Genomic DNA, 25658 nt, shown 5'->3' with positions numbered 1-25658 from the left:
GCATGTACACCGAGTTCTACAACCTGAACGGACGCCCGTTCCAGCTGACGCCTGATCCGCGCTTCTACGTCGACACGCAGACGCACCGGAAGGCGATGGCCTATCTCACCTACGGCCTTGGCCAGGGCGAGGGCTTCATCATCATCACCGGCGATGTCGGCGCGGGCAAGACGACGCTCGTTGGCCGTTTGTTGCAGACGATCGACCGCTCGAAGCTGGTCGTCGCGAACATTGTCACGTCGCTGGTGGATGCAGACAATCTTCTGAAGATGATTGCCACGGGCCTTGGCATCAATGCCGAGAACCTGGATGTGGCGACGCTGCTCACGCGCATCGAGAACTTCCTGCGCGTGCAGCACCAGCAGGGACGCCGCGTGCTGTTGATCGTGGACGAGGCGCAGAACCTGCCGATCGGCTCGCTCGAACAGCTTCGGATGCTTTCGAACTTCAGTGCGGGTGCACAGCCGCTGAGCCAGACGATCCTGCTGGGTCAGCCGGAGTTCCGCGAGAAACTCGCCAACTCGTCGGAGCTCGAACAGCTTCGCCAGCGCGTGATCGCCTCTCACCATCTGGAGCCGATGCGCCGCGATGAGATTCCCGCCTATGTCGAGAACCGACTGGCGCTCTGCGGCTGGGCGGGGGATCCGGCCTTCACCGAGGACGCTTACGATGCGCTTTTCGACTATTCGGGCGGCGTCCCGCGCAAGCTGAACAACCTTTGCGCGCGTGTTTTGCTGTTCGGAGCGCTCGAAGAAAAGCACGAGATCGACGAATCGATCGTGCGCGAGGTGACCGACGATCTGCAGCGCGACAATGCGCCCCGCGATCGTGAAAAGGTCATTCAGCCGAACAGCGGTTCACTGGCTGCCGTGCCCGGCACGCAGGCCGGTTATACGGTTCAGCCGGTCGCCGGGATTGGCGGAGGCGCTGCAGCGGCGCTTGACGATCGCCTTCTCGCGCGCATCGATCGCCTTGAACATTATGCTTCAGAAAACGACCGTAACCTCCGGCAAGTACTTCGGATTCTTTCCGATCTTGTCGAGCAGAACGAGGTCGAGCGCGGCCCTTACGGCGTTAGCCGAAGCGCATGAGCGGCGCGGTGGGAAACCACGGCGTCTGCAATGCGATGTCGATCGATGTGGAAGAGCACTTCCAGGTCGGCGCGTTCGAGGCGACAATCCGCCGCGAGGATTGGCCGCGATGGGATAGCCGCGTCGTCCGCAACACCGAACGTGCGCTTCAGCTTTTTGCCGACAAGGACGTCTCCGCGACGTTCTTCACGCTCGGTTGGGTCGCGGAGCGCGAACCGGCTTTGATGCGCCGCATCGTCGAGAACGGCCACGAGATTGCCAATCACGGCTACGCGCACGACCGGGTGCACACGTTCACGCCGGAGAGCTTCCGCGCGGACATCCGCAAGGCGCGCGCGCTGATCGAGGATGCAGCGGGTGCCGAGGTGAAGGGATATCGCGCGCCGAGCTTTTCCATCGGCAGCGGCAACCGCTGGGCGCTCGAGGTGTTGGCCGAAGAGGGCTATGCCTACAGCTCTTCGGTCGCACCGATCCGGCATGACCATTATGGCTGGCCGGAAGCGCCGCGCTTCCCGCACACGCCGGTCGCGGGATCGGACATGATCGAAGTGCCGGTGACGACGGTGGAATACGCGGGGCGCCGCATGGCGTGCGGTGGCGGCGGTTTCTTCCGGCTGCTGCCCTACGGTCTTTCGGAATGGGCGATCGATCGCGTGAACCGGGTCGAAGGGCAGGCGACGGTGTTCTACTTCCATCCCTGGGAGATCGATCCCGAGCAGCCCGTGGTGCCGGGCGCGCCGCTCAAATCGCGTATCCGCCACTATACGAACCTCGATGTGATGGAAGCGAAACTCGCGCGCCTGCTGGACCGGTTCCGCTGGGACCGAATGGATCGGGTGTTCCTCGGTCGTGAGACGCTGAAGGCGGCGGCATGAACGCGGAAAGCCCAATCGCGCCGACGGTCACGGAAATCGATCTCGATGATGCCGCGGCAGCGGCAGCGTTCGACGCGGCGGTGCAGACGCATCCCGGCGCCACACCGTTCCACCGGACGGCATGGGGAAGGGCGATCCGCGACGCGCTGGGGCATACGCCGCACTATCTGATGGCAGGAGACGCGGTGCTGCCGCTGATCGCCCTCAAGTCCGGGCTGTTTGGATCGGCCCTGATTTCGAACGCTTTTGCCGTGCGCGGCGGGCCGTTGGCCGCCGATCCGTGCGCGCTCGCGGCGCTCGACAAGGCGGCATGGGGGATTGCCGAGGCGGCGGGCATCGGCGTGCTCGAATATCGCGGCACCGAGGCGCTGCACCCGGACTGGGCCGTGAAGGCGGAGACCTATGCGAACTTCGCGCGGCCGCTTGCTGCAGACAGCGACGCGAACCTGAAGGCGATCCCGCGGAAGCAGCGCGCCGAGGTGCGCCGCTCGCTGACGATGGATCTCAGCGTGCGCGTCGCTTCGGACGAAAAGGCGCTTCGCGACCATTTCGCTGTGTATTCGGAAAGCGTGCGCAACCTTGGGACGCCGGTGTTTCCGGCGCGGCTGTTTGCCGAGATCGTCCGCCACTTTGGCGATGATGCGGACATTCTCACCGTGTATCATCAGGACACGCCCGTCGCCTCGGTGCTGTCGCTCTACGACGCGGAGACAGTCTATCCCTATTATGGCGGCGGCACGGCGGCGGCGCGGGCGCTGCGCGCCAACGACCACATGTACTGGATGCTGATGGAGCACGCCGTGGCGCGCGGACGGCGGGCGTTCGATTTCGGGCGTTCGAAGTATGATACTGGCGCATTCTCCTTCAAGAAGAACTGGGGCTTCGAGCCGCAGCCGCTCGTGTACGAATATCGGCTGGCGGAAGGGCGCACGATGCCCGACGTCAATCCCAATAACCCCAAGTATAAACTGATGACCGATGTGTGGAGCCGCCTGCCGCTGTGGCTTGCGAACCGGATGGGGCCGCTCGTTTCGCGGTCGCTGGGGTAGGGCGATGGGTGATCTTTTGTTCCTTGCGCACCGCATTCCGTATCCACCCGACAAGGGCGACAAGATCCGGTCGTGGAACATCCTGAAATATGTCGCGGAACGCGCGCCGGTCCATCTCGGGGCGTTCGTGGACGATCCCGAGGACATGAAGCACGCCGATTTCCTGGCGAGCGTCTGCAAATCCGTGAAGCTCATCCCGATGGACCCCAAGGACAAGCTGAAGCGCGCGTTTTCGGGTTGGCGCAAGGGGGAGGCGCTCAGCATCTCGCTTTTCGACGACCGCGCGATGAAGCGCTGGGTGTGGGACCGCGTGAAGCAGCACGACATCGACCGCATGTTCGTTTTTTCAAGCCAGATGGCACCTTATGCGCTCGGCCATACGTCGCAGGGCCGGCGCACGGTAATGGACTTCGTCGACATCGATTCCGACAAGTTCGCGCAGTACGCCAAGGAGAGCCGCTGGCCGAAATCGTGGCTCTATGCGCGCGAGGCGAAACTGCTTCAGTCGTTCGAGAAGCAGGTGGCGCGCCATGTCGACGTCAGCCTGTTCGTCTCCGACGCGGAAACCGCGATGTTCAAGCGGATCGCCGGTTCTTATGCGCACACGGTCGATACGCTGCACAACGGCGTCGATCTCGATTACTTCTCGCCCAGCGCCGACTTCACTCCGCTTGGCGATGAGGCCGGGATCGGGGCAGGTCCGAAGCTCGTATTCACCGGCGCAATGGACTATCGGCCCAATGCCGATGCCGTCTGCTGGTTCGCCGATGCCATCCTGCCGCTTATCCGCAAGCGCTATCCGCAAGCGCGGTTCTTCATCGTTGGCGGCAAGCCGACACCGGAGGTGCAGGCGCTGGGCAGCCGCGAAGGCATTATCGTGACTGGGCGCGTGCCCGATGTGCGGCCCTATGTTGCCGCGGCGGATGTGGTGGTTGCGCCGATCCGCATTGCGCGCGGCGTGCAGAACAAAGTGCTGGAAGCGATGGCAATGGCCCGGCCCGTAGTGGCGACCGAGGCTGCATGGTCCGGCATCGATGCGGAACCGGAACGGGATCTCCTCGTGCGCGACGACGCGGCAGCCTTCGCTGCAGGTGTTTGCGCCGTGCTGGAAGACCCGGCGCTCGGCACGCGCCTTGCCGAAAGCGGACGGCGACAGGTCGAAAGCCGCTACGCATGGTCCGCTCAGCTCGCGAAACTCGACGGGTGGCTGGGGCTCGGCGCGGCAGATCCGAAAGTAGAAGCGGCATGAACGATATGAGCGAGTTCGAAGCCCGCACAGGTGCGACCGGAAGAGGGTGGCGCGCGGCGATCATCGCTTGGGCGGCGGTGGCCGTCGCGATCCTGCTGCTGCTTCGCAACGATGTCGCGCACATCTTCAACCTCTGGTGGAATACCGACACGTTCGGGCACTGCCTGCTGATCCCGCCGATCCTTGCCTATCTGGTGTGGCAGCGTCGCAGCGAGCTTTCCGCGCTGACACCCAAGCCCTGGTATCCGGCGGCGATCCTGATGGTGATCGGCGGCGCGGGCTGGCTGGTGGGCGAGGCTTCGGGTGTCGCTCTTCTGCGTCACATGGCAGTCGTCGGGCTCCTTATCGTCAGCGTGCCGCTGGTATTTGGGCTCACCGTTTCGCGCGGGCTCGCGTTCGTGCTGTTCTTCGCGCTGTTCATGATACCGGCTGGCGAGCAACTCGTCCCGATCCTGCAAACGGTGACGGCGGCGATCTGCATCAAGCTGCTCGAATGGTCGGGCATTCCGGCCTTCATTGACGGCGTGTTCATCGCCATCCCGAACGGCAATTTCGAAGTCGCCGAGGCGTGCTCGGGCGTGCGCTTCCTCATCGCGATGATCGCGTTCAGCGTGCTCGTTGCAAACCTGTGCTTCAAGAGCTGGACGCGGCGCATTCTGTTCGTGCTTTCGGCGATCGCGCTGTCGATCATCGCGAACGGCATCCGCGCCTTCGGCACGATCTACATCTCGCACCTGACGACACCGGGTTTCGCGGCGGGTGTGGACCACATCATCTACGGCTGGATATTCTTCGCGATTGTCATGTTTCTGCTGGTCGCGGTCGGCTGGCGCTTCTTCGACCGACCGGTCGACGACCCCGCGTTCGATCCGGCGCGGCTGCAGCCTGCGCCTCCCGCGCCGTCCGCGCCGCGCGCAGCCTATGTTGCGGCGGCGATCGGTATCGCCGCGATGGCGGCGGGTCCCGTGTACGGACTTGTCGTTGCGAACCGTGCGCCCGATACCCAGACCGCCGCAATCGTTCTTCCCGAGTTGGTAGGCTGGCAGCGGATCGAAGGGCGCGCAGAGTGGCAGCCGCACTACAAGGGCGTCTCCGCGGAGGCCATCGCACGCTACGTAGACGGCGAAGGTCAGCCGATCGACCTCTACATCGGTGTGTTCGACCGTCAGAGCGAAGACGGCGAGCTCATCGGCTACAAGCAGGGGCTGCTTCCGCCTGAAACCGACTGGTCGTGGGCGCGCAACGAGAAGGGTCCGCCGAACGGCCGCGCGCAGCAGATCAAGAATGGCGGAACGGTGCGCGACAACTGGCAGTTCTTCCTGGTGAACGGCAAACTGACCGGCAGTGATTACACGGCCAAGATCGAAGGGCTGAAATCGCGGCTGCTCGGCGGCGAGACGCTGGCGGGCACGCTCGTGATCTCTGCCGACCGGCGTGACGAGCTGGTAAGCGCGATGCCGACGATCGAACGTTTCGCGGCGGCGCTCGGCCCCGTCGACACCGTGATCGAGACCGCCACGGTGGAGCGCTAGCTTATGTGTGGCATCGCCGGATATTTCGACCAGCGCGAGCATCGCACGATCCCGGAGCCGGTGCTGCGCGCCATGACAGACGTGATCGCGCACCGAGGCCCCGACGGCAGCGGCTTTTACCGTGCGCCCGGCGTGGGGCTTGGGCACCGGCGGCTCTCGATCATCGATATCTCGGGCGGCGTTCAGCCGATGCCGAGCGAAGACGGCAAGATCCAGATCATCTTCAACGGGGAAATCTACAATTTCCGCGAGGTGCGCCGCGAGCTTCAGGCGCTCGGCCACACCTTCAAGCGCGACAGCGACACCGAGGTGATCATCGAAGCGTGGCGCGCATGGGGCGAGGCTTGTGTCGACAAGCTGCGCGGCATGTTCGCCTTCGCGATCTGGGACGAGACTGCGCGTACGCTGTTCCTTGCGCGCGATCGGCTCGGCGTGAAGCCGCTTTACTACGCCGATCTCGGCGACGGGCGGTTCATCTTCGGGTCGGAGATGAAGGTGCTGCTGATGTGGCCGGGTCTTTCCCGCGCCATCGATCCGCGCGCCATCGAGGATTATTTCGCCTACGGCTACGTGCCGGACGACAAGTGCTTGCTGGGCGCCGTGAAGAAGCTCCCTGCCGGGCACACGCTGACACTGCGCTGGGGCGCCGCTACTCCGGCCCGCCCACGCCGCTACTGGGACATCGCATTCGACGGCCGCGTGAATGGCTCGCCCGAGGCGCTGGCCGAGGAACTGACCGCGCGGATGCGCGAGGCGGTGGCGCTGAGGCTGGTTGCGGACGTGCCGGTGGGCGCGTTCCTTTCGGGCGGCGTCGATTCAAGCGCGGTGGTCGCGCTGATGGCGGGGCTGATCGATACGCCGGTCAACAGCTGCTCGATCGGCTTCGACGATCCGGCTTACGACGAGACAGGCCACGCCGAGGCGATTGCCAAACGCTACGCGACGCATCACCGCGCCCGCACGGTGACGACCGACGATTACGGCCTCATCGACACACTCGTGCGTGCGTTCGACGAGCCGTTCGCCGACGCCTCTGCGCTGCCGACCTACCGCGTGAGCGAACTTGCGCGGGAGACGGTAACGGTGGCGCTTTCAGGCGACGGCGCTGACGAGGCGATGGCCGGCTATCGCCGTTACCGGCTCTACATGAACGAGGAGCGGGTGCGTGGTGCGCTTTCGCCGGGGTTGCGGCAGACCGTCTTCGGGCGGCTCGGCCGCGCTTGGCCGAAGCTCGACTGGGCGCCGCGTGTGCTGCGCGCAAAATCGACGTTCGAAGCCATCGCGATGGACAGCGCAGAGGCCTATTTCCACGCCGTGAGCGTGACGCCGGACCGCATTCGCTCGCGTCTGTTCTCGGACGCGCTGAAACGCGAGATCGGCGGTTACTGGGCCGGGACACTCTATACCGACACGATGTGCAGCGCGCCCGCCGACGACATGCTCGGCCGCGCTCAATATGCCGACATGATGATCTGGTTGCCCGGTGACATCCTGACCAAGGTGGACCGCACCAGCATGGCGGTGAGCCTGGAGGCGCGCGAGCCTCTGCTCGACCACGAACTCGTCGGCTGGATGGCCGGACTGCCGAGTGACTTCCGGCTGCACGGCGGGGAGGGCAAGTGGCTGCTGAAGAAGGCGATGGAACCCTATCTGCCGAAGGATATCCTGTACCGGCGCAAGATGGGCTTTTCGGTACCGATCGACCGTTGGTTCCGCGGGGCGCTGGCTGACCGTGTCGCTGCGCTGGCGAATGGCTCCCACGTCGCGGGCAGCGGCTGGTTCGACATGAACTATTTCGCTGCCTGCGCCGCAGCACACCGCAGCGGCCGCGCCGATCACAGCCGGCTTTTGTGGCAGATGCTGATGCTGGAAGGTTCGCTCGCGGCGCTCACCGCAACGCCGGCGGCGGCGCTCGCCGCCTGAAGGTCTACGGGGCCGGTATTGCGGCTGTAGTGACAGGAGCCGAATCAGCGGGCTGTTCAGCCGCAAGCGCTGCCGGCTCCAGCGCCGCCTCACTTTTCGCCGAAGCGACCGCGCTGGAATGCGCGCGCGCGATATCGGCGGCCGCGTCGGTCTGGCGGACCTTTACAGTTTTCAATGTCGGTGCCGGGCTTGTCTGGTCGCGTTCTGACATCAGCGGTGTCATCGTGCTTGCGTAAATCGAGCTGTCACGCAGCGCGTGATACGTGAGCAGAAGCCCGATGCCAGCAAAGAGGATCACTCCGGCAAGCCAGAGCAGAATCGTGTTACGCGCAGCCGTGTGCCGTTCCGTGCGGACGTGAGACGCCATGTTCAACCCTTCATCCGGCGGCTGCCATGACTTCGTTGCCGAAGCTGCGACAGGCGCCACCGGCCTCTTTCCCTAAGACCCAGGACTTGAGAGTTTGTTACTCTTCGAATTGTGCGCACAATAAATGCATAGACTGTGCCAAAATGGGAAAGGTGCGTGTTTCAAGGATGTTACGTCACAGCTTGTGACATAACCGCAATGAAGTCAGCGAAAACGTAAAAGATTTCGACATTTACCCGTAGTGCGCGGAGGCGAAAAAAAGCCCGTCAGGCGGCGCATTAAGGCCGAGCGCGGTGCGGTCTGCCGCTTCGAGGGCGCGGCGTAAATCGTTGGCGCTCCAGCTGCCGTCGCCGACCAGTTTCAGGCAGCCGACCATGGAGCGGACCTGATGATGAAGGAACGAGCGGGCGGCGGCGTGGATCGCGATTCGGTCACCCGTCCGCACGACGTCGAGCTGGTCCAGTGTCTTGAGCGGGCTTGCCGATTGGCAGTGGACCGAGCGGAACGTGGTGAAGTCGTGGCGCCCCACAAGGATCTGTGCAGCGGTGTGCATCGCTTCCACGTCGAGCGGGCGCGCGACATGCCATGCGAGCCCGGACTGCCACGTGAGCGGCGTGCGGCGGTTGATGATGTCGTAGCGGTAGCGGCGGCCCGTGCAGTCGAAACGGGCGTGGAAATCAGGCGCAGCGACCTCGCACGCAACGACCGCGACCGGAGCGGGGCGGAGGTGGGCATTCAGCGCCTCCTGAAGGCGGAACGCGGCGAGCGGCTTGGCGATATCGACGTGCGCGACCTGACCCTCGGCATGGACGCCCGCATCGGTTCGCCCGCAGCCATAGACGAGCGTCTTTGCCTGCGTGACGGCGAAGACGGCCTCTTCCAGCGTCTGCTGAACGCTGGGGCCATTGTCCTGCCGCTGCCAGCCCACGAAGGGCCGGCCGTCGTATTCGATGGTCAGCTTGAAGCGCTGCATCAGCCGAGCCGGGTTCCCGCCGGAACCGGGAAGCCGCGCAGCACTTCGGCTACGTCCATCGCGCGCTTGCCCGGGCGCTGGACGAGCGTGGGCCGGATCGCGCCGGTGCCGCAGCCGATGGTGAGCTGGTCGTCGAGCGTGACGCTGGGGCCGCCGCTGGCATCCACCACATCGCAGGCGAGGATGCGCAGGCGTTCTTGCCCGAGCAGCGTGAAGGCGCCGGGGGCGGGGTTGAAAGCGCGGACGGCGCGTTCGACCTCCGGGGCGCTCCTGGAAAAATCGAGCGCAGCTTCGGCCTTGTCGATCTTGTGCGCGTAGGTGACGCCCTCGGCGGGCTGCGGCTCGGCGGAGAGCGTGTCGCGGGCCAAGGCTTCGACGATCAGCTTCGCGCCCATCGCAGCGAGTTCGTCGGTCAGCGCCCCAGCGGTCTTGGCGTCCACGGGAGTCTCGGCGGTGAGCAGCATCGGGCCGGTATCGAGCCCGCGTTCCATCTGCATGATGGTGACGCCGGTTGAGGTGTCCCCCGCGAGGATCGCGCGCTGGATCGGGGCGGCGCCGCGCCAGCGGGGGAGGAGCGACGCATGGATGTTGAGGCACCCGCGGCGCGGCGCATCCAGAATCGCTTGCGGCAGGATCAGCCCGTACGCGGCGACCACGGCAACATCCGCGCCGAGCGCCGCGAAGGCCTCCCGGTCCGCCTCGTCCTTGAAGTTCACCGGAAAGCGCACGGGCAGGCCCAGCCGCTCGGCCGCCTGTTGCACCGCCGAGGCTTGCGGCTGCTTGCCGCGCTGCGCGGGGCGGGGCGGCTGCGTGTAGACGGCGGCGACATCGTGCCCCGCGGCCACAAGCGCCTCGAGCGCCGGCACGGCGAAAGCCGGGGTTCCCATGAAGACAATCCGCATCCCCGACCCGCTAGCCGCCGCGCGGAGCACTTGCAAGACGCCCGCGCACGCCGATAGATGGGCGCCGTATGTCGTCCCCCGAAATCGACGCGCTCAGCCAAGCGCTCTCGCGGCTCCCCGGTCTCGGCCCCCGCTCGGCCCGCCGCGCCGTGCTGCACCTGCTAAAACGCCGCGAGATCGCGCTGAAACCGCTGATCGCGGCGCTGCAGGCGGTGGAGGAAAACCTCGCCACCTGCGACATCTGCGGCAATGTGGACACGGCGAACCCCTGCGGCGTCTGCACCGATCCGCGCCGCGACGCGAAGCTGCTGTGCGTGGTGGAGGAGGTGGCGGACCTGTGGGCGATGGACCGCGCGCGGCTGTTTCCGGGGCGCTTCCACGTGCTCGGTGGGCGCCTTTCCGCGCTTGAAGGCGTCGGGCCGGGCGATCTCAGCATCGCGCCGCTGATGGCGCGCGTGAACGCGGGCGGCATCGAGGAGGTCGTGCTTGCGATGAACGCCACGATGGAAGGCGCGACGACGATGCACTACCTCGCCGAGCGGCTGGCGGACTGCGGCGTTTCGGTGACGCAGCTCGCGCACGGCGTGCCCGTGGGCGGGGAGCTCGATTATCTCGACGAAGGCACGATCGCGCAGGCGCTGCGCGCGCGCAGACCTGTGGCCTGAGCAGAGCGTAACCTTGCGCGACATTCCGGCACCTTGACCCCGCGCGCGGGCGTACCTAGCTAGCATTCATGGCCATTCTACCCATTCTTGAGGCGCCGGACGCCCGCCTGCGGCAGATATCCGAACCCGTTGAGCGCGTGGACGACGACCTGCGCCGCCTGATGGATGATATGCTGGAGACGATGTACGACGCGCCCGGCATCGGCCTTGCCGCCATTCAGGTGGGCGTGGCGAAGCGCGTGCTGGTGATCGACCTGCAGGAACCGGCGGAAGGCGCAGAAGATGTGCCCGCGAACCGCGTGAAAAAGCCGCTCTATTTCGTGAACCCCGAAATCACGTGGGAATCCGAGGAGCTGGCGACCTATAACGAGGGCTGCCTTTCGGTGCCCGAGCAATATGCGGATGTGGACCGCCCCGCGCGCATCCGCGCGACATGGCTGGATTACGACGGCAAGGCGCACGACGAAGAGATCGACGGTCTGCTCGCCACCTGCCTGCAGCACGAAATGGACCACCTCGAAGGCATCCTCTTCGTGGACCACCTCTCCAAGCTGAAACGCGACATGCTGCTGAAGAAGCTCGCGAAGCTCCGCAAGGGTGCAAAGGCCGCCTGATGACCATTGAAACTGCTGAAGACGCAAACCGGAGCTTCCGGACCTTCCTGCCGCGCGCGCTTGCCGGCAAATGCCCGGCCTGCGGCGAGGCGAAGTTGTTCCGCAGCTTCCTGAAACCCGTGGACCACTGCCCGAAATGCGGCGTGGCATGGCACCACCACCAGGCCGACGACTTCCCGCCCTACATCGTCATCCTGCTGCTCGGCCACATCCTCGTGCCGACGATGTACGAGGTGAACACGGCGTTCGACGTGCCCTACGAATGGCAGATCCCGATCTGGATCAGCCTGACCGCCGCGCTGGCACTGGCGATGATCCAGCCCGTGAAGGGCGCGGTGATCGGGTATCAGTGGGCGAGGCGCCTGCACGGGTTTGGGGATGAGGTGGCGGAGTAGGGGGTCGGCTCCTCCTCGGGTTATTTGGAACTTTGATCTTCGATTCTAGAAAGCAGTCGTCGGTTTGGCTGTTTCTTTCTTGAAGTTCGAGAGCACTTCGTCCGGATACCGCCCCCAAATTGCCGACTATTAATTTGTAAGACTTCGCCAGTAAGCAGAGAAAAGCTCGGCGCATGTGCCATTGTTTGTTGATATAGATGACATGTCATTAAGGGGCTGTGGTGTGGCCCACAGCACATGAGAAATCTGCCCCCTGACAACACCCTCGTCACTCGTTGATAAGCCTTTCGTGGTGACGAATACCCGTTTCGGAGGGGGCTCCTCAATTCCATAGTCCTTGCCGACGTCGAGCAATGCCATGTTTTGGCCGTGGAAACCAAAGCCAAGGAAAATGATCGTTTCCGCTCTGCAAACCTCTCGTCGGATATCGAATGCGAGATCCGAGGACTCCGAAAACGTTCGGATCCTTGAAGCGACAGTATTGAGGTCGAACTGATCAGAGGCAAACGGGACGTAATCGGGAGAGCCCTCGAACACGGAGCCGATTGTCCCATAAGGGTGGATGAAGCGAACGTTCTGCATCAGCTGTGTAGCCTGCGGTAACGTAATCCTAAAATACATCGCTGCTGCATGCATCAAGAATATCTGTAAGCATCGATCATAATTGAAGACTACAAACGTGACGTTCTCAAATGCGAGTTCTGGACGATGGGCGGGCACGCCTGTAAAAAGCTGCCTTGCCAAACTGTAGTACCAGGTGTCGGAGAGGGCGGTCATGCGAAATGGGGCATTGTTCTCCTTGCCGGGCTTCATTTTGCTTTGAGCCTCGGCAAGTGAAATCGCACGCGCAATTCCGAGCTTGCCAAGCTGGACGAACTCTCGATTTTCGAAATGGGACTCGAGAAAGGTATCGATCGAGAGAGCAAGTTGCATGGCTTCAGCCACAGCTCTGGATGACTGTATGAAGCTATTTTCACCCCAGCTGTGTTCAGTCACCAGTTGCTTCAATGCAAAGAAGATCTTGTGGTCGCCCTTGTTGACGCGATCGCCAAAATCTACATCCAAGGACAGAAGTTTCGCGATCTCTCCAGTCAGCGTAGTACCAATAGGCATCCCCGCCTCATGGCTGGCGCCTGCACCGACAATGAAAAGCGTGGGTGATTTAAACATAGCCGCTTCATATGTTATATCTGCTAAAGCAAAAATAGGGCTTTCGATCCAAATGGACGGATCAGGCCTTCAGAACTACCTCTAACTTTGCGTTCACCTGTTTCCTCAACGGATTTACAACCTTCAGCCGCCGCGTGACGAAGCCGTTCTGCACATCTTCCGAGAGCCGTAAGGTGCCATTCGGCATCCGCTGACGCTGTCAGGAGCAGGGCGTCCCAGAACTGCGGCTTGTAATTGAGACGAGGCCCGCCGCCGGAAAAGCCTTTCCGTTGGTCCATTTGCTCTGATCAGAGACTAAAACAGCGTTTACGATTTACAGCCGCGACGAGGAAGGAACCTGTGCCGTCACCGGCCGACAGGATAATGGGTTCGATAAAGGCGAAGCCGTAGCGACCGCGTGATACCTTCGCTTTCAGGCAGCTGTCCCCACTTGTGAGCCGTTTTGCGAAGGCGCGCGTTGTGGGAATGGAAATGTAAGTGCCGCGTTCCGTCGATAATCGGAGTTCCGGAAAGATTCGGGACTCTCTGCGCCCCCCATACCCCGGACGTGAGATATTCTCGACAAAGTAAGTGGCCTGCTTCTCCGTGCGCGGGGTGTTGAGATCGTGTAGATAGCCAAACTGGTACGCCAGAAAGAGGCTGAAGCTGAAGACGATCGTTGTCCAGACGAATGCCTGACGTGGCCGCGAACGCAGAAGAAACAGCGTGCCGAACGCCGCAAGCAGCGGAAACTTGAGCGTCGCGACCTTCATTGGAGGCGCAACGACCATAGGCGACCCTGAGGCAACCCAAATCAGGCTGGAGGCGGCGAACATTAAACCGCTCGCCATCAGCACCACCAGGACCGGCCCGACAAAGCGTGATGGCAGCGCAGGCACCAATGCGGGTTTCGGCGTGTCATCAATGTCACCCGTCCAGCGGCGACTGTCGATCGGCTCAGGTCCTTTGCTCATTTTGCCAACATGGCGCCGGACAATTAAGATGATGCTTAAAGTGGCTGAGCGCACGCGCCCGCTCTCACCGACTTCGCCTAACTGGCTTGTCGGCAAAGCTCCGTATCCTCTCCCCGAAAAGGGCGAGGAAGCGGGCGCCCCCCTTCCTAAATCTGCACCTGGCTTCCCAGTTCGACGACGCGGTTGGTGGGGATCTTGAAGAACTCCATCGCGCTTTCGGAGCTTTTGCTCATCCATGCGAACAGCCGCTCGCGCCATGGGGCCATGCCCGGCTTTTCCGCGGAGACGACGAGCTTCTGCCGGCCAAGGAAAAAGCTGGCGGTCATCATGTCGAACGGGGCGCCGATGCAATCGAGCGCCGCGAGTTCGCGCGGGATATCGACGTCTTCCATGAATCCGTAGTGCAGGATCACGCGGTAGAAGCCTTGCCCGGCGCCGTGCACCTCCAGCCGTTTGCCTGGATCGACATAGGGCACTTCTTCCACCCGCACGGTCAGGATCAGCACGCGCTCGTGCAGCACTTGATTGTGCTTCAGATTGTGGAGGAGGGCAGAGGGGACGCCTTCTGACGAGGCCGACATGAACACAGCCGTGTTGCGCACGCGGTGGGCCGACGCGATGGCCGACTTGATGAAGACCGGCAGCGGTATGTCCGCTTCCTCCAGCCGCGTGTTCATCAGGCGCCGCCCGGTCGCCCAGGTGGTCAGCACAGTGAACAGCACGCCCGCCACCGCGAGCGGGAACCAGCCGCCATCGGGGATTTTGGTGATGTTGGAGGCGAAGTAGATGCCGTCCACCGCCAGGAACAGGCCGATCGTGCCCGCCGCCAGCCAGCGGTTCCAGCGCCACACCTTGAACACCAGGAAGCCCAGCATCACCGTGGTGATGAGCATCGTGCCGATAACAGAGATGCCGTAGGCCGAGGCGAGCCGGGTCGATTCCCCGAAGCCGAGCACGAGCACCAGAACCATGACCAGCAGGCCCCAGTTGATCGCTGGAATATATATCTGCCCCGCAGCCTTCTCGCTGGTGTGCAGCGTGCGGAGGCGCGGGAGGAAACCAAGCTGGATCGCCTGATGCGTAACGGAAAAGGCGCCAGAGATCACCGCCTGGCTGGCGATGATCGTGGCGGCTGTCGCGATGAGCACGAGCGGGAGCCGGGCCCATTCGGGCGCCATCAGGTAGAACGGGTTCTCGACCGCCTCTGGCGTGGTGAGAAGCAGGGCGCCCTGGCCCATGTAGTTCAGCATCAGGCACGGATAGGCAAGTGTCAGCCAACTGAGGCCCACTGCCTTGCGCCCGAAGTGGCCCATATCGGCATAGAGCGTTTCAGCGCCGGTAACGGCGAGGAACACCGATCCCATCGCAAGGAACGCAAGCCGGCTATCGTAGAGAAAGAACTCGAACGCCCGCCACGGGTTTAGAATGCCGAGAATTTTCGGGTGCACGGCGATGTTGACCACGCCAAGCGTCGCAAGCGCCGCGAAGTAAACGAGCACGATCGGTCCGAACAGCGCGCCCACACGCGCCGTGCCGCGCGACTGGATGAGAAACAGCGCGATCAGGATCGCCACGGCGATCGGCACCACCAGCGGCTGAAGGTTCGCTTCAACGACGGTCAGCCCCTCAACCGCCGAAAGCACCGAGATCGCCGGTGTCAGCATCGCATCGCCATAGAACATCGATGCGGCAAGAACGCCCAGCAGCACCAGCACACTGCTCCAACGGCTGCCGCCCAGATGACGCGAGACAAGCGCGAGAAGTGCGAAGGAGCCGCCCTCTCCGCGATTGTGCGCGCGCATCGCGACAAGCACGTACTTCACCGTCACGATCAGCATCAGCGACCAGAAGATGAGACTGAGCACGCCGAAGATGTGCAGCCGATCCACTGCCAGCGGATGCGGTCCGATAAAGCTCTCCTTCAGCGCATAAAGAGGCGACGTGCCGATATCGCCGAACACGACGCCGATAGCGCCGAGCATCAGCACGGGGAGGCTATCCCTGGGGCCGTGGGTGGGTGAAGCCGTGGTGTCGGCGGGGGAGGCATCTATATGTGTTGTCATGCCCCGGATGTGGGCCCTGGCGGCATAAAGATTCCATGTGGATTCACCGGGCGCCTCTCGACGTAAGCGCTTGGCGAGCGCAATTTCCGGCGCATGGAATGCGAAGCGACTGGCCGGCAATTCCGGCCGAACGACATGACCAGGCGCGTGGGCGGATATGCGGCCACGCTGCTGCTGATCGCGGGTGCGACGCTCGCCGGCCTGATGATCGCCCCGCGCTGGGGAAACGAGCCGGTGGCGCTGCTGTACATTCCGCCGGTCCTCGTTGCCGCCATCACGTGCGGATTGTGGCCTGCGCTTGCCGTCGCCGTGGCCTCTACGCTCACCTACAACTTCTATTTCACCGAGCCGTACGGCACCTTCATCATCAACAGCCCGGCAGATGTGGTGACAGTAGCCGTGCTGTTCCTCGTAGCCGTGGTCACCAGTCGGCTCGCCGCTTCCCTGCGAGAACAAAGCCGCCGCGCCGACGAGAATGCCGCCCGGAACGCCACGATCGCAGGCCTCGCGCGGCGGCTGCTTTCATGCGCCGGTGAACAGGACATCGCGGACGTGGCGGTTCGTGAACTGGCGCGCCTGTTCGGCGGTCACGCCGTACTCCTTACCGGCCGCGAGGTCCCCCGTATCGTGGCGGCGGGTTCCGCTGGCATCGTGCTCTCGCCGAGTGATCTTGCCGCCGCTGCGCTGACGCTCGAATCCGGCGAGGCCTCTGGCCGAGGCGTGGACCGGGTCCATCTCGCCGATTGGCAGTTCCATCCCGTCGCTTCGGATCATGCCGTGCTCGCAGCAATCGGCCTTGCGCGCGAGGATGGCGTGCCGCCGGTGCCAGAGGACAAACGCCAGCTGCTCGGCAATTTGCTCGACCAGATCGCGCTCGCGCTGGAACGCGCCCGGCTGGAAGGCGAGGCGCGCGAGGTTGCTGCGCTGCGCGAGCGAGACCGGCTACGATCGGTCCTGCTCACCTCGATCGGAGAAGACGTGAAGCCGCGCCTCAACGCCATCGCCGCGGCTGCCCGCGCGCTGCGTCGCGCCGAGGGCGGAGACAAGGGTCTTGCCGCTACGGTCGCCGCCGAAACCGCGCACCTCGATCGCTACATCGACGGCCTCGTCGATCTCAGCCCCGGCGCCACGCAGGAGCCGCTGTCCATCGGTTTCCTGTTGATAGATTTTCATCGCCGCACTGTCCGCCGGGACGGTGAGGAGGTGCACCTTACGCCCAAGGAATATGCGGTTCTGGCGGAATTGGCCAAGCACATGGGGCGTGTGCTTACCCACCGGCATCTTCTGCGCTCCGTATGGGGACCGGCGCAGCAGGACAATATCGACTATCTGCGTGTCGCGGTGCGCGCCCTTCGGCAAAAGCTGGAGCGAGATCCTGCCCGGCCCGAGTTGATCATCAACGAACCTGCCGTCGGTTATCGCCTCGTTGCGCCGTGATCGAGGCTGCGCGCTCGCCCACTTTGCCGAAATATCGCGTCACGAAGACGATGTAGGGTGCAAAGATGTTCAAGTCGCGAGCGAAGAGGGGCACTCGCTTGACCGCATCTGCTCCATAAAACCGTGGCCCCTGAGAAACCTTTGGTTCAGGTTGTGGTTCTTATTCGTCGGTTCGGCGTGATGTGAAAAAGGGCGGGCACGCGTTGCTTGGGTTTCCTGTGGTTATGATCGCAGCTTCGTTTCGTAAGCTGGCGTGTGCCTGAAGCTCTGCCGGGCTTGTCCGCACTGTGCGCGCTGATCGCTCTGGCTTGGCCCACCCAGGCTTTGGCGCAGTCGGACGTTGCCGAGCCGTCTCGTCAGCAGCAGGAGCCGGTGCCGCAATCGATGGAGCTTTCCGCCGCGCAGCTGTTTGACTTTGCCAAGCAGGCAGATGCCGCCGACGATTTCGAGACGGCTGAGACGGCCTATCGCGCGCTGGCCGCAAACCCTGACATCGAAGTGCGGACGGAGGCCCGGTTTCGCCTTGCCATGATGCTGGCGGACAAGCAGAAGCGGCATCGCGACGCGGCGGTTCTTTTTCGCGAAATTCTGGATGAAAAGCCGAATGCGGCGCGCGTGCGCGTGGAACTCGCGCGGGTGCAGGCGCTGATGGGCAACCTCGGCGCGGCGGAGCGTGAATTGCGGGCGGCGCAGGCGGCGGGCTTGCCGCCGGAAATCGAGCGGCTCGTGCGCTTTTACGCGCAGGCGCTCGGCGCGCGGAAGCCCTTTGGTGGCAGTCTTGAGGTCGCGTTCGCACCCGACAGCAACGTCAACCGCGCCACGCGCTCCGAAACGCTGGGGACGGTGATCGGCGACTTCGACCTGAGCCGCGATGCGCGCGAAACATCGGGGCTGGGGTTGTCTCTGCGGGGGCAGGCCTATGCGCGCGCGCCGATCGACCCCAATATCGATATCCTGCTGCGCGCTTCCGGTGCGGCGCGGGTGTACCGCGACGGCGAGTTCGATGATTATGCGGCATCTTTTCAGGCCGGCCCACAGCTGCTTTCCGGAACGGACAGGATCAGCCTTTCGGGGTTGGTGGCGTGGCGGTGGTATGGCCGCAAGCCCTATGAGTTTTCCTACGGCCTGACCGGCAACATCCAGCATCCGCTCGGACGACGCGGGCAGATGCGCGTCGACGGCGCGGTGACGCGAGCCAAAGATCGCCGCTCTTCGCTGCGCGATGCGGACCGCTACAGCTTGTCCGTCGGCGTCGACCGCGCCTTCACGTCCAGCTTCGGAGGCGGTGTGCATGTCTCGGGCCTGCGGCAGGCGGCGCGCGACCCCGGCTATTCCACGGCGAGCGGGGGCATCGGCGGGTACGTTTTTGTTGAAATGGGCAAGATCACGACGGTGCTCAGCGCGAAATACGAGCATCTGGAGGCCGATCGCAGGCTGTTTCTCTATCCAAAGCGGCGCGTGGACGACCGCTATGAGGTCGGCATTTCAGCAACGTTAAGAAAGTTCAGGATAGGTTCGTTCGCGCCCATATTGAAACTTTCGCGCGAGCGGAATGCATCGACCATAGAACTATATGATTACACGCGCGTTTCAGGTGAAGTCGGGGTCACGGCAGCGTTCTAGTGGGCTGGGAGTAGCGTTATGAATTCGATGGTTCGGGTAAAATGGGCGCCTCTCGGCGCGATTTCTCTCCTGCTTGCGGCCTGTGGAGGCGGAGGCGGCGGAGGCGTGAACACCACACCGCCAGCGCCCACGCCAACCCCTACACCAACGCCTACGCCGACCCCCACACCGACACCGACCCCAACGCCTGAACCCGATATCGCGGACCTCGTCGAAAGCCAGACCTTCACCGGACCTTCAAGCCGGAACACCGTCTCGCTTCGGATGCCGGAGGGGATTGTTGAAAATACGTCGGTGAACATGGGGGAGATCAGCATCTCCTTCAACGCCGCGACCGGCACCTACACAATGACCCGCGACGGCATCACCCAAAGCTTCTCGCCCGCCGATCGCGTGGCGACGAGCAGCGATGCGGACCGCCGGTATATCGTAGGTACGCCCGGGTCTTCCGAAGCGCTCACGCTGATCGACACGTCATACACATCCGATCTTCGGACACGCTATGTCGGGCTCGGGTTCTGGCAATCGAACACGCGCAGTGACACCCTGCAGAACACGGCGTTCGACGTTTTCGTCTACGGCTTCCCGACCGATAACGCCGCCGTGCCGAGAATGGGATCGGCGCAGTACACGACAGACGTGTTCGGGCTGACCACGCAGGTCGGCCGCGATCCGCTGACCTTTGCGGGCACGGGGCCCACCGTGTTCGACTTCGACCGCAGCACGTTCACGATCGATACGAACCTCCAGGAATACTACTTCGTGACCGGCGCCGGGGTGACGGGTGCCTTGTCATTCCGCGCGGCGGGTACGCTCAATTCCGGCGATGGCGGGTTCTCAGGGACATTCCGCTATGAAGGATCGCTCGATCCCGTCGCGGGGCAGCTGAGCGGGCGCTTTTACGGCCCCGACGCGCAAGAGGCCGGCGGCGTGTTCACCGGCGACAACGGCACGGGCGGCACGGTCGTGGGCGGTTTCACCGCTGCCAACCCCGCAGCGCTCGACCGAAACATCACGCTGACGGACCTCGATCACAACATGGGTCTTTTCGCGCTGGGAGGCGAATACAGCGGTCTCCAGCTCAAGGACGGCACGGACGACGGCACGTCCGAAGCCCGGCTGCTGACCAAGGGCCTGTTCTATTACACCGACGGCCGCTACGCGATTTCCGGCGCGGGTGGCCCCGAAGTGGAATTCGCCGCGACGGACCGCGTGGACGGCAGCGCCGATGCCTACACGGTTTACCGGAAAACAGTGGCCGGCGAGACGATCGAGATGTCGCTCTACAAGCCGAATGGCCCGGGCGAGATCGAGCTGACCTACGCGAGCTTCGGCGAATATGCCCGCTTCAAGGAAACCGCGGACGCGAACGAGATCACGCGGACCTTCTTGAGCTACGGGCTGGAGACGGCGCCGGGGATTCTTCTCGGTCGGACGGGCAGTGCGACATACAATGGCGTCGCCATCGGTACGGCGGCCAGCGGGGGCGGGCAGCAGCAACTCGCCGTGACCGGCACCTCGCAATTCCAGATCGATTTCGGCACGCAGGCTTACGGCGGCTGGCTGAGACTTCAGGGCGCGGACCGCGTCAGCGGCTCAACCGTTGATTTCGGCCAGTTCGATCTCGTGGCAGGCACGGGGCTGGCGCAGAGTGAGTTCCTCACCGGACTGACGAAGGCCGGGAGCTCCGTGGGCGATATTTACATGCGCTTCTTCGGCCCGAACGGGGAAGAAATGGCCGGCTCATTCGGTCTCATCTCCGGCGGCCGCGTGATCACCGGGGCAACCGCCGCCGTTCGCGACTAGCGCGCGCGGCGGCGTTGCCGTCTGCCCGTTTACTCGACGACGGGGAGTTCGATCCGGCTCGGGTACTGCGCGGAGGTGTAAATCCGCTGCGTCGCCTTCTTGTAGTCCTCCGGCTTCGCGAAGAAGATGTTGGGGACGAAGGTCTGCGGGTTGCGGTCGTAGAGCGGGAACCAGCTCGACTGGATCTGCACCATGATGCGGTGACCCTTGAGGAACCTGTGGCTGACGTTCGGCAGGTTGATTTCATAGGGGACGACCTTGTTGGCGGGAATCGCCGACGGCTTTGACGGGTCGTCGCGGTAACGGCCGCGCAGGATGTCCATCGAGATCGCAAGCTCGTAGCCGCCCATCTCTGGCGCGGGCGCGTACTCCGCCGGGTAGACGTCGATCAGCTTCACGACCCAGTCGCTGTCCGTACCGCTCGTGGAGGCGAAGAACTTGGCGATCGGCTGGCCTGCGAGGCGCACGTCCTCGGTCAGCACCTCGCTGACGAAGGTGACGACGTCGGGCCGCGCCTCGGCGAAGCGCTGGTCGTCCACGAGCCAGCGGCCCCACGACGTGTTGGGATTGTAGGTCGAGAGGATCGGGCGCTCGCGGTACGTTACCGGGCGTGCGGGATCGGAGACATATTCGGCGAAGGCCGCGCGGGCAGCGGGCGCCTTCCAGCCAAGTGCGCCGTTCGCTTGCAGGTAGATCGGCTTCGACTGCGAGGGACAGCCGCTCGCGCAGGAGATCGGCCAGCGATCGTAGCGATGCCAGACGTTGGCGCCGGTTTCAAACGCGGTGACGGGCGCGAGATCGGCCTTCGGCGCGCCGTTCTTGAGGTGCGCATCGAAGAAGGGGATCAGCACCTCGCTGCGATACCAGGCGGAAGTGTTGCTGCCGAAATCGATGGGCCCCAGCTTCGTGCCGCTCGCCATGTTGCTCTGGCCGTGCTGCCACGGGCCGATGATCATGTAGTTGTCGGCGTTGCCCGCGTCCCTCGGCTCCATCGCCTTGTAGACGGCGGGGGCGCCGTAAATGTCTTCCTGATCCCATAGGCTGTGGACGTGAAGCGTCGGAACCTTCAGCGGTTCCTTCGCGAGGATCTTGTCGAGAGCCTGACCCTGCCAATATTCGTCGTAAGTCGGGTGCGCGGTCGCCTTCTTGAAGATCGGGAAATCCTGGATCCCAAGGACTTTCGCCATGCCGCTCGCGGAGCCGGCACTGAGCCAGCTTTCATAGGTATCGTAACGGTCGAACTGGAGCCCGTACTTCGACGACCTGTCGGCGGTCATCCGGTAGACCCAGTCGAGGAAGCTCTGGCGATAGGCGCCGTTGTGGAACCAGTCGTCGCCGACCCAGCCATCCACCAGCGGATTGATCGGAACCGCTGCGCCGAGCGCGGGATGCGGGTTCACGAGGCTCATGAGCGTGGTGAAGCCGCCGTAACTGACACCGATGGTGCCGACCTTGCCGTTCGTCTCCGGTACGTTCTTCACGAGCCAGTCGATGCTGTCCCACGTGTCGGTCGAATGATCGGTGTTCGCGGGATTGAGCGGGCCGACGAGCGGGCGGGCGACCACGTAGTCCCCTTCGGAGCGATAACGCCCACGCACGTCTTGCACGGCGATGATGTAGCCGGCGGCGGCAAGCTCCGCATATGTGACGGGCAGCGCCAGCTTGTAGGTGTTGGAGGCGAGGCCGGTGATCGCCTTGTCCGCCGAATAGGGCGTGCGCGAGAAGATGATCGGGGCATTCTTCGCGCCCTTGGGGATAACGAGATTGACGTGAAGCTTCACGCCATCGCGCATCGGAATCTGCACCTCGCGGATCGTGAAATCCTTCACCTCGTCCGAAGGTTTGAAATCGGCGGGGATGTCGCTGATCGGCAAAGGCTCGGCAGCAGCGGGGAGGGCGGCGGCAAATGTTGTGGCAAGCAGAATGGCGAGACAGCGGCGTGCGAGCATGTGAGTTCCCCTATGATCTTGCCGTGACCATAAGCCATATTCCCGTTCGGGCAAGTAATTCTCTATTCAGAAAAAATGGGCCTGATCCATTCTCTGGCTGGCGCATTCATCATTTGTCATATTGATAGGGATTATGAAGATCTGAAAGCAGGGGAGAAGATCGTGCGGTGTCCATCTGCCATGGCGGATGAAGAAGAGCGGCTGAAGGCGCTCGGTGCATATGATCTCGAAGGTAAAGGAGGGCTACCGAGCCTTGATCCTGTCGTCGAGATCGCGACGCGGCTGTTTGATATGCCTGTTGCGGCCGTAAATCTGATCGGCAGCGACCATGTATTCTTTGCGGCGAGCCATGGTATCGGCGATACGGACATGCGGCGCGAGGTTTCATTTTGCGCGCATGTCATCACGCAGGATGATGTGCTCGTCGTGCCCGATACGCTGCAGGACCCGCGTTTTTTCGACAATCCGCTGGCCACCGGCGATGATCCGGTCCGCTTCTACGCGGGCGTGCCTATCCGCGCACCGTCCGGTCACGCGCTTGGTGCACTGTGCGTGATCGACACGAAGGCGCACCGCGTATTTACGCCCGGCGACCGGATGCGCCTGAAGGAACTGGCGCGCGTCGCTACCGAGCGGCTGGAGCTCAGGCGTCTGGAAGTGGCGGAAAGCAGTGGACGTGCGCCTTTCGAAAAGAGCGCGGCGACATCGCCAAACGCCATCATCTGCTTCGATCGCGATCTCAACATCACCGCGTGGAACGCCGCTGCTGAGGTCATGCTCGGCTACCGCGCGGGCGAGGTGATCGGCCATTCGATCGACATGCTGATTCCCGAAGAGGGCCAGGCACCGATCCGCGAGATGGTGCGCAGCGTGCTTGCGGGACGCGCGGCGACGAGCGGTGCGGACTGCCGCGAATACACTGGCATCCGCAAGGACGGTACGCGCGTGCCGGTGGAGTTCGCCTGGTCGAGCTGGACCGATGATGGCGATCGCTACTTCGGAGCGATCGTGCGCGATGTCACCGAACGCCGCGCGCAAGAGGAGGCGCTGAACCGGCTCGCCAATTTCGACACTCTGACCGGTCTTGCCAACCGCAACCTCATCTATCGCCGCGCCGACGAAGCGATCCGCGCGGGCAAGGCGGCTGCGATGGCGATCATCGACCTCGACGGTTTCAACGACGTCAACAACACGCTTGGTCACGAAGCAGGAGACGCGCTTCTGCAAGAGGTGGCCACCCGGCTGGGTGACCGGGCAGGCCCGCAGGATGTGGTGGCGCGCATAGGCGGCGACGAGTTCGCGATGCTTCTCGTCGGTATTGAGGACAGAGAGTCGGTGCAGGAGGTGGTGGAGGGCGGAATCGCCGACCTCGGCGTGCCAATCCGTGTCGCCGGGCGGGACGTCCGCATCGGATGCAGTGCCGGCATCGCGATGAGCCCGCTTCATGCCGTCGATGTGCGCGGGCTTGCGGCAAGTGCCGACCTCGCCCTGTTTCAAGCCAAAAGCGAGGGTGGTGGCCGTGCTTTCGTGTTCATCCCTTCGCTGCGTATGGCCGCCGCCGCCCGGCGCGACAGCGACGCCGCGCTGCACCAGGCCGTGGAACAGGACGAGTTCGTGTTGCACTACCAGCCGCAGTTCCGGCTTTCCGACGGCGCCCTTACCGGCGCGGAGGCGCTGCTTCGGTGGCAACATCCGAAGCTTGGCCTGCTTTATCCCGCCGATTTCCTTTCGGCGCTTGAAGCGGGTTCGCTTGGGGCCGCGGCCGGCACGCGCCTGCTTGATGCGGCGTGCTGTCAGGCGGCGCTGTGGCGGAGCCAAGGCGTGGAGGACTTCCGCATAGCGGTGAACCTGTTCGCGGCGCAGTTCCGGGACGGCGACCTTGTCGATACTGTGCGCGCGACGCTTGCGCGCCACACGCTGCCGCCCGAAGCGCTGGAGCTGGAGATTACCGAAAACATCGTCCTCGACCGCGAGGACAAGACGCTGCCGCCGCTGCGCATTCTGCGCGAGATGGGTGTGCGGTTGGCCTTCGACGATTACGGCACCGGCTATGCCTCGCTAAGCCTGCTCAAGACCTATCCGTTGACGCATATCAAGATCGACAAGAGCTTCGTGCAGGGGATGGTCGATTCCGGAAGCGACCGCGCCATCGTTGCCGCAATCATGGATCTCGCGCGCGGCTTCGCGCTCGATGTGATCGCCGAAGGTGTCGAGACCGAAACGCAGCGCGAATTGCTGCGCGTTGCCGGTTGCGACGAGATTCAGGGTTTCCTGATGGGACGACCGATCCCAGCCGATGCCTTTGGCGAGACCTTCATCAGCAGATATGCCGGAAACGCTGCGGGCGCTTTCAGGCCTTGAGCAGACCGGCGATCTCTGCCGCGGCAGTTTCGGGGGTCTTCAGGGTGACCGGGTCTTCGCCAGGGAAGGCCTTCGCGCGCATCGCCGTGGCTGTGCCGCCGGGATTGTAGACGTGCGTCTTGATCTTGCTGATCGCGGCAACCTCGAGCCCGTAGGTTTCAATGAGGTTCGCAAGGGCGGCCTTGCTGGCGGCATAGCCACCCCAATAGGCGCGCGGCGTTGTCGCGACGCCGGACGTCACCGCCACGACATGGGCATCCTTGCTGGCGCGGAGCAGCGGATCGAAAGCGCGGATCAGGCGGTAGTTCGCCGTCACGTTCGTCTTGAACAGCTTCTCGAAGTCCTTCGGCTCCATATGGCTGACGGGCATGAGATCGCCGAGGATGGCGGCGTTCAGCACCAGCGCATCAAGCCTGCCCCAGCGGCCGCCGACCGCCTGCGCGAGCCGATCGACAGCATCGCCATCCGTGATGTCGAACGGCGCGATGGTCGCGGTGCCGCCGGCCTCGTGGATTGCGGTTTCCGTCGCTTCCAGTCCGCCTTCGGTGCGTGCGGTGAGCAGCACGTGGTAGCCATTGGCTGCCAGCGTCTTCGCGGTTGCGGCGCCGATGCCGCGGCTGGCGCCCGTGACGAGCGCAACGGGTTTATCGATGTCGCTCAT

At 63.7% G+C, this 25658-nt stretch carries 21 protein-coding genes; 13 read left to right on the top strand and 8 right to left on the bottom strand.

The features are described 5' to 3' along the window. Positions 1-2 precede the first annotated feature (2 nt). Genes DFR51_RS08250 through DFR51_RS08225 form a run of 6 tightly spaced genes read left to right on the top strand, consistent with a single transcriptional unit; the run spans position 3 to position 7719 of the window. Positions 3-1091 carry an XrtA/PEP-CTERM system-associated ATPase gene (locus DFR51_RS08250; protein WP_121049100.1) on the top strand — a complete coding sequence of 363 codons (1089 nt, stop codon included), beginning with the start codon at positions 3-5 and terminating at the stop codon, positions 1089-1091. After that, positions 1088-1966 (top strand): XrtA system polysaccharide deacetylase, encoded by an 879-nt coding sequence (locus DFR51_RS08245; RefSeq protein WP_121049097.1) that lies wholly within the window; start codon positions 1088-1090, stop codon positions 1964-1966. Before DFR51_RS08250 ends, DFR51_RS08245 begins: the two co-directional genes overlap by 4 nt. Further along, positions 1963-3015 carry a FemAB family XrtA/PEP-CTERM system-associated protein gene (locus tag DFR51_RS08240; RefSeq protein ID WP_121049094.1) on the top strand — a complete coding sequence of 351 codons (1053 nt, stop codon included), beginning with the start codon at positions 1963-1965 and terminating at the stop codon, positions 3013-3015. The genes DFR51_RS08245 and DFR51_RS08240 overlap by 4 nt, the downstream gene beginning before the upstream one ends. A 4-nt stretch (positions 3016-3019) precedes the next feature. Then, positions 3020-4264 (top strand): TIGR03087 family PEP-CTERM/XrtA system glycosyltransferase, encoded by a 1245-nt coding sequence (locus DFR51_RS08235; RefSeq protein ID WP_121049091.1) that lies wholly within the window; start codon positions 3020-3022, stop codon positions 4262-4264. Continuing rightward, positions 4261-5796: an exosortase A gene (gene xrtA / locus DFR51_RS08230; protein WP_160119224.1), complete on the top strand. Its 1536-nt coding sequence runs from the start codon at positions 4261-4263 to the stop codon at positions 5794-5796. Before DFR51_RS08235 ends, xrtA begins: the two co-directional genes overlap by 4 nt. A 3-nt stretch (positions 5797-5799) precedes the next feature. Then, entirely contained in the window at positions 5800-7719 is a 1920-nt protein-coding gene (locus DFR51_RS08225) for an XrtA/PEP-CTERM system amidotransferase (protein WP_121049085.1), read from the top strand. 4 nt (positions 7720-7723) lie between these two features. Here DFR51_RS08225 and DFR51_RS08220 read toward each other — a convergent pair whose 3' ends face one another. From DFR51_RS08220 to fmt, 3 genes are all read right to left on the bottom strand, one after another. After that, entirely contained in the window at positions 7724-8086 is a 363-nt protein-coding gene (locus tag DFR51_RS08220) for a hypothetical protein (RefSeq protein ID WP_121049082.1), read from the bottom strand. A gap of 232 nt (positions 8087-8318) precedes the next feature. Continuing rightward, positions 8319-9059: a tRNA pseudouridine(38-40) synthase TruA gene (gene truA / locus DFR51_RS08215; protein WP_121049079.1), complete on the bottom strand. Its 741-nt coding sequence runs from the start codon at positions 9057-9059 to the stop codon at positions 8319-8321. Next, entirely contained in the window at positions 9059-9961 is a 903-nt protein-coding gene (gene fmt / locus DFR51_RS08210) for a methionyl-tRNA formyltransferase (RefSeq protein WP_121049075.1), read from the bottom strand. The genes truA and fmt overlap by 1 nt, the downstream gene beginning before the upstream one ends. Positions 9962-10029: 68 nt before the next feature. On the opposite strand from fmt, the gene recR reads away from it, so the two are divergent. The 3 genes from recR to DFR51_RS08195 all read left to right on the top strand — a co-directional run bounded on the left by recR (position 10030) and on the right by DFR51_RS08195 (position 11635). After that, entirely contained in the window at positions 10030-10626 is a 597-nt protein-coding gene (gene recR / locus DFR51_RS08205) for a recombination mediator RecR (RefSeq protein ID WP_121049073.1), read from the top strand. Between the two features lie 68 nt (positions 10627-10694). Continuing rightward, positions 10695-11240, top strand: coding sequence for a peptide deformylase (def, locus tag DFR51_RS08200; RefSeq protein ID WP_121049070.1), 546 nt, complete (start codon positions 10695-10697; stop codon positions 11238-11240). Beyond that, positions 11240-11635, top strand: a complete 396-nt coding sequence (locus tag DFR51_RS08195) for a DUF983 domain-containing protein (RefSeq protein WP_121049067.1) — start codon at positions 11240-11242, stop codon at positions 11633-11635. The genes def and DFR51_RS08195 overlap by 1 nt, the downstream gene beginning before the upstream one ends. Before the next feature lie 129 nt (positions 11636-11764). Here DFR51_RS08195 and DFR51_RS08190 read toward each other — a convergent pair whose 3' ends face one another. The 3 genes from DFR51_RS08190 to DFR51_RS08180 all read right to left on the bottom strand — a co-directional run bounded on the left by DFR51_RS08190 (position 11765) and on the right by DFR51_RS08180 (position 15821). Continuing rightward, positions 11765-12805, bottom strand: a complete 1041-nt coding sequence (locus DFR51_RS08190; RefSeq protein ID WP_121049064.1) for a hypothetical protein — start codon at positions 12803-12805, stop codon at positions 11765-11767. A gap of 287 nt (positions 12806-13092) precedes the next feature. After that, positions 13093-13854: a tryptophan-rich sensory protein gene (locus tag DFR51_RS08185; protein WP_126494834.1), complete on the bottom strand. Its 762-nt coding sequence runs from the start codon at positions 13852-13854 to the stop codon at positions 13093-13095. A gap of 50 nt (positions 13855-13904) precedes the next feature. Next, a complete protein-coding gene (locus DFR51_RS08180) occupies positions 13905-15821 on the bottom strand; it encodes a potassium transporter Kup (RefSeq protein WP_121049058.1) in 1917 nt (638 codons plus the stop codon). Positions 15822-15956: 135 nt separating this feature from the next. Between DFR51_RS08180 and DFR51_RS19555 the strand changes: the two genes are divergently transcribed. The 3 genes from DFR51_RS19555 to DFR51_RS19140 all read left to right on the top strand — a co-directional run bounded on the left by DFR51_RS19555 (position 15957) and on the right by DFR51_RS19140 (position 20687). Then, the gene (locus tag DFR51_RS19555; RefSeq protein WP_160119223.1) at positions 15957-17258 is read left to right on the top strand and encodes a DUF4118 domain-containing protein; all 1302 of its coding nucleotides are present in this window, start codon (positions 15957-15959) and stop codon (positions 17256-17258) included. Positions 17259-17534: 276 nt separating this feature from the next. Beyond that, entirely contained in the window at positions 17535-18881 is a 1347-nt protein-coding gene (locus tag DFR51_RS08170) for a surface lipoprotein assembly modifier (protein WP_243446550.1), read from the top strand. Between the two features lie 105 nt (positions 18882-18986). Then, entirely contained in the window at positions 18987-20687 is a 1701-nt protein-coding gene (locus tag DFR51_RS19140) for a transferrin-binding protein-like solute binding protein (RefSeq protein ID WP_197723760.1), read from the top strand. A 29-nt stretch (positions 20688-20716) separates the two neighbouring features. Here DFR51_RS19140 and DFR51_RS08155 read toward each other — a convergent pair whose 3' ends face one another. Continuing rightward, positions 20717-22636 carry a CocE/NonD family hydrolase gene (locus tag DFR51_RS08155; protein WP_121049046.1) on the bottom strand — a complete coding sequence of 640 codons (1920 nt, stop codon included), beginning with the start codon at positions 22634-22636 and terminating at the stop codon, positions 20717-20719. Between the two features lie 180 nt (positions 22637-22816). Between DFR51_RS08155 and DFR51_RS08150 the strand changes: the two genes are divergently transcribed. Continuing rightward, entirely contained in the window at positions 22817-24997 is a 2181-nt protein-coding gene (locus tag DFR51_RS08150) for a putative bifunctional diguanylate cyclase/phosphodiesterase (RefSeq protein ID WP_197723625.1), read from the top strand. Here the strand turns inward: DFR51_RS08150 and DFR51_RS08145 are convergent. Next, entirely contained in the window at positions 24987-25658 is a 672-nt protein-coding gene (locus DFR51_RS08145) for an SDR family NAD(P)-dependent oxidoreductase (RefSeq protein ID WP_121049043.1), read from the bottom strand. The two genes, DFR51_RS08150 and DFR51_RS08145, sit on opposite strands and share 11 nt — an antisense overlap.

Origin of the sequence: Sphingosinicella microcystinivorans, assembly GCF_003634215.1 — a bacterium.
GTDB lineage: Bacteria > Pseudomonadota > Alphaproteobacteria > Sphingomonadales > Sphingomonadaceae > Sphingosinicella > Sphingosinicella microcystinivorans.
Note: the sequence above shows the minus strand (reverse complement) of the source record. Positions and strands in the feature narration are given on the sequence as shown.

What these genes read in the sequence shown, in the direction of transcription:
- DFR51_RS08250 (WP_121049100.1), top strand. Translation starts at nt 3, where the DNA reads ATGTACACCGAGTTCTACAACCTGAACGGACGCCCGTTCCAGCTGACG.
- DFR51_RS08245 (WP_121049097.1), top strand. Translation starts at nt 1,088, where the DNA reads ATGAGCGGCGCGGTGGGAAACCACGGCGTCTGCAATGCGATGTCGATC.
- DFR51_RS08240 (WP_121049094.1), top strand. Translation starts at nt 1,963, where the DNA reads ATGAACGCGGAAAGCCCAATCGCGCCGACGGTCACGGAAATCGATCTC.
- DFR51_RS08235 (WP_121049091.1), top strand. Translation starts at nt 3,020, where the DNA reads ATGGGTGATCTTTTGTTCCTTGCGCACCGCATTCCGTATCCACCCGAC.
- xrtA (WP_160119224.1), top strand. Translation starts at nt 4,261, where the DNA reads ATGAACGATATGAGCGAGTTCGAAGCCCGCACAGGTGCGACCGGAAGA.
- DFR51_RS08225 (WP_121049085.1), top strand. Translation starts at nt 5,800, where the DNA reads ATGTGTGGCATCGCCGGATATTTCGACCAGCGCGAGCATCGCACGATC.
- DFR51_RS08220 (WP_121049082.1), bottom strand. Translation starts at nt 8,086, where the DNA reads ATGGCGTCTCACGTCCGCACGGAACGGCACACGGCTGCGCGTAACACG.
- truA (WP_121049079.1), bottom strand. Translation starts at nt 9,059, where the DNA reads ATGCAGCGCTTCAAGCTGACCATCGAATACGACGGCCGGCCCTTCGTG.
- fmt (WP_121049075.1), bottom strand. Translation starts at nt 9,961, where the DNA reads ATGCGGATTGTCTTCATGGGAACCCCGGCTTTCGCCGTGCCGGCGCTC.
- recR (WP_121049073.1), top strand. Translation starts at nt 10,030, where the DNA reads ATGTCGTCCCCCGAAATCGACGCGCTCAGCCAAGCGCTCTCGCGGCTC.
- def (WP_121049070.1), top strand. Translation starts at nt 10,695, where the DNA reads ATGGCCATTCTACCCATTCTTGAGGCGCCGGACGCCCGCCTGCGGCAG.
- DFR51_RS08195 (WP_121049067.1), top strand. Translation starts at nt 11,240, where the DNA reads ATGACCATTGAAACTGCTGAAGACGCAAACCGGAGCTTCCGGACCTTC.
- DFR51_RS08190 (WP_121049064.1), bottom strand. Translation starts at nt 12,805, where the DNA reads ATGTTTAAATCACCCACGCTTTTCATTGTCGGTGCAGGCGCCAGCCAT.
- DFR51_RS08180 (WP_121049058.1), bottom strand. Translation starts at nt 15,821, where the DNA reads ATGACAACACATATAGATGCCTCCCCCGCCGACACCACGGCTTCACCC.
- DFR51_RS19555 (WP_160119223.1), top strand. Translation starts at nt 15,957, where the DNA reads ATGACCAGGCGCGTGGGCGGATATGCGGCCACGCTGCTGCTGATCGCG.
- DFR51_RS08155 (WP_121049046.1), bottom strand. Translation starts at nt 22,636, where the DNA reads ATGCTCGCACGCCGCTGTCTCGCCATTCTGCTTGCCACAACATTTGCC.
- DFR51_RS08150 (WP_197723625.1), top strand. Translation starts at nt 22,817, where the DNA reads ATGGCGGATGAAGAAGAGCGGCTGAAGGCGCTCGGTGCATATGATCTC.
- DFR51_RS08145 (WP_121049043.1), bottom strand. Translation starts at nt 25,658, where the DNA reads ATGAGCGACATCGATAAACCCGTTGCGCTCGTCACGGGCGCCAGCCGC.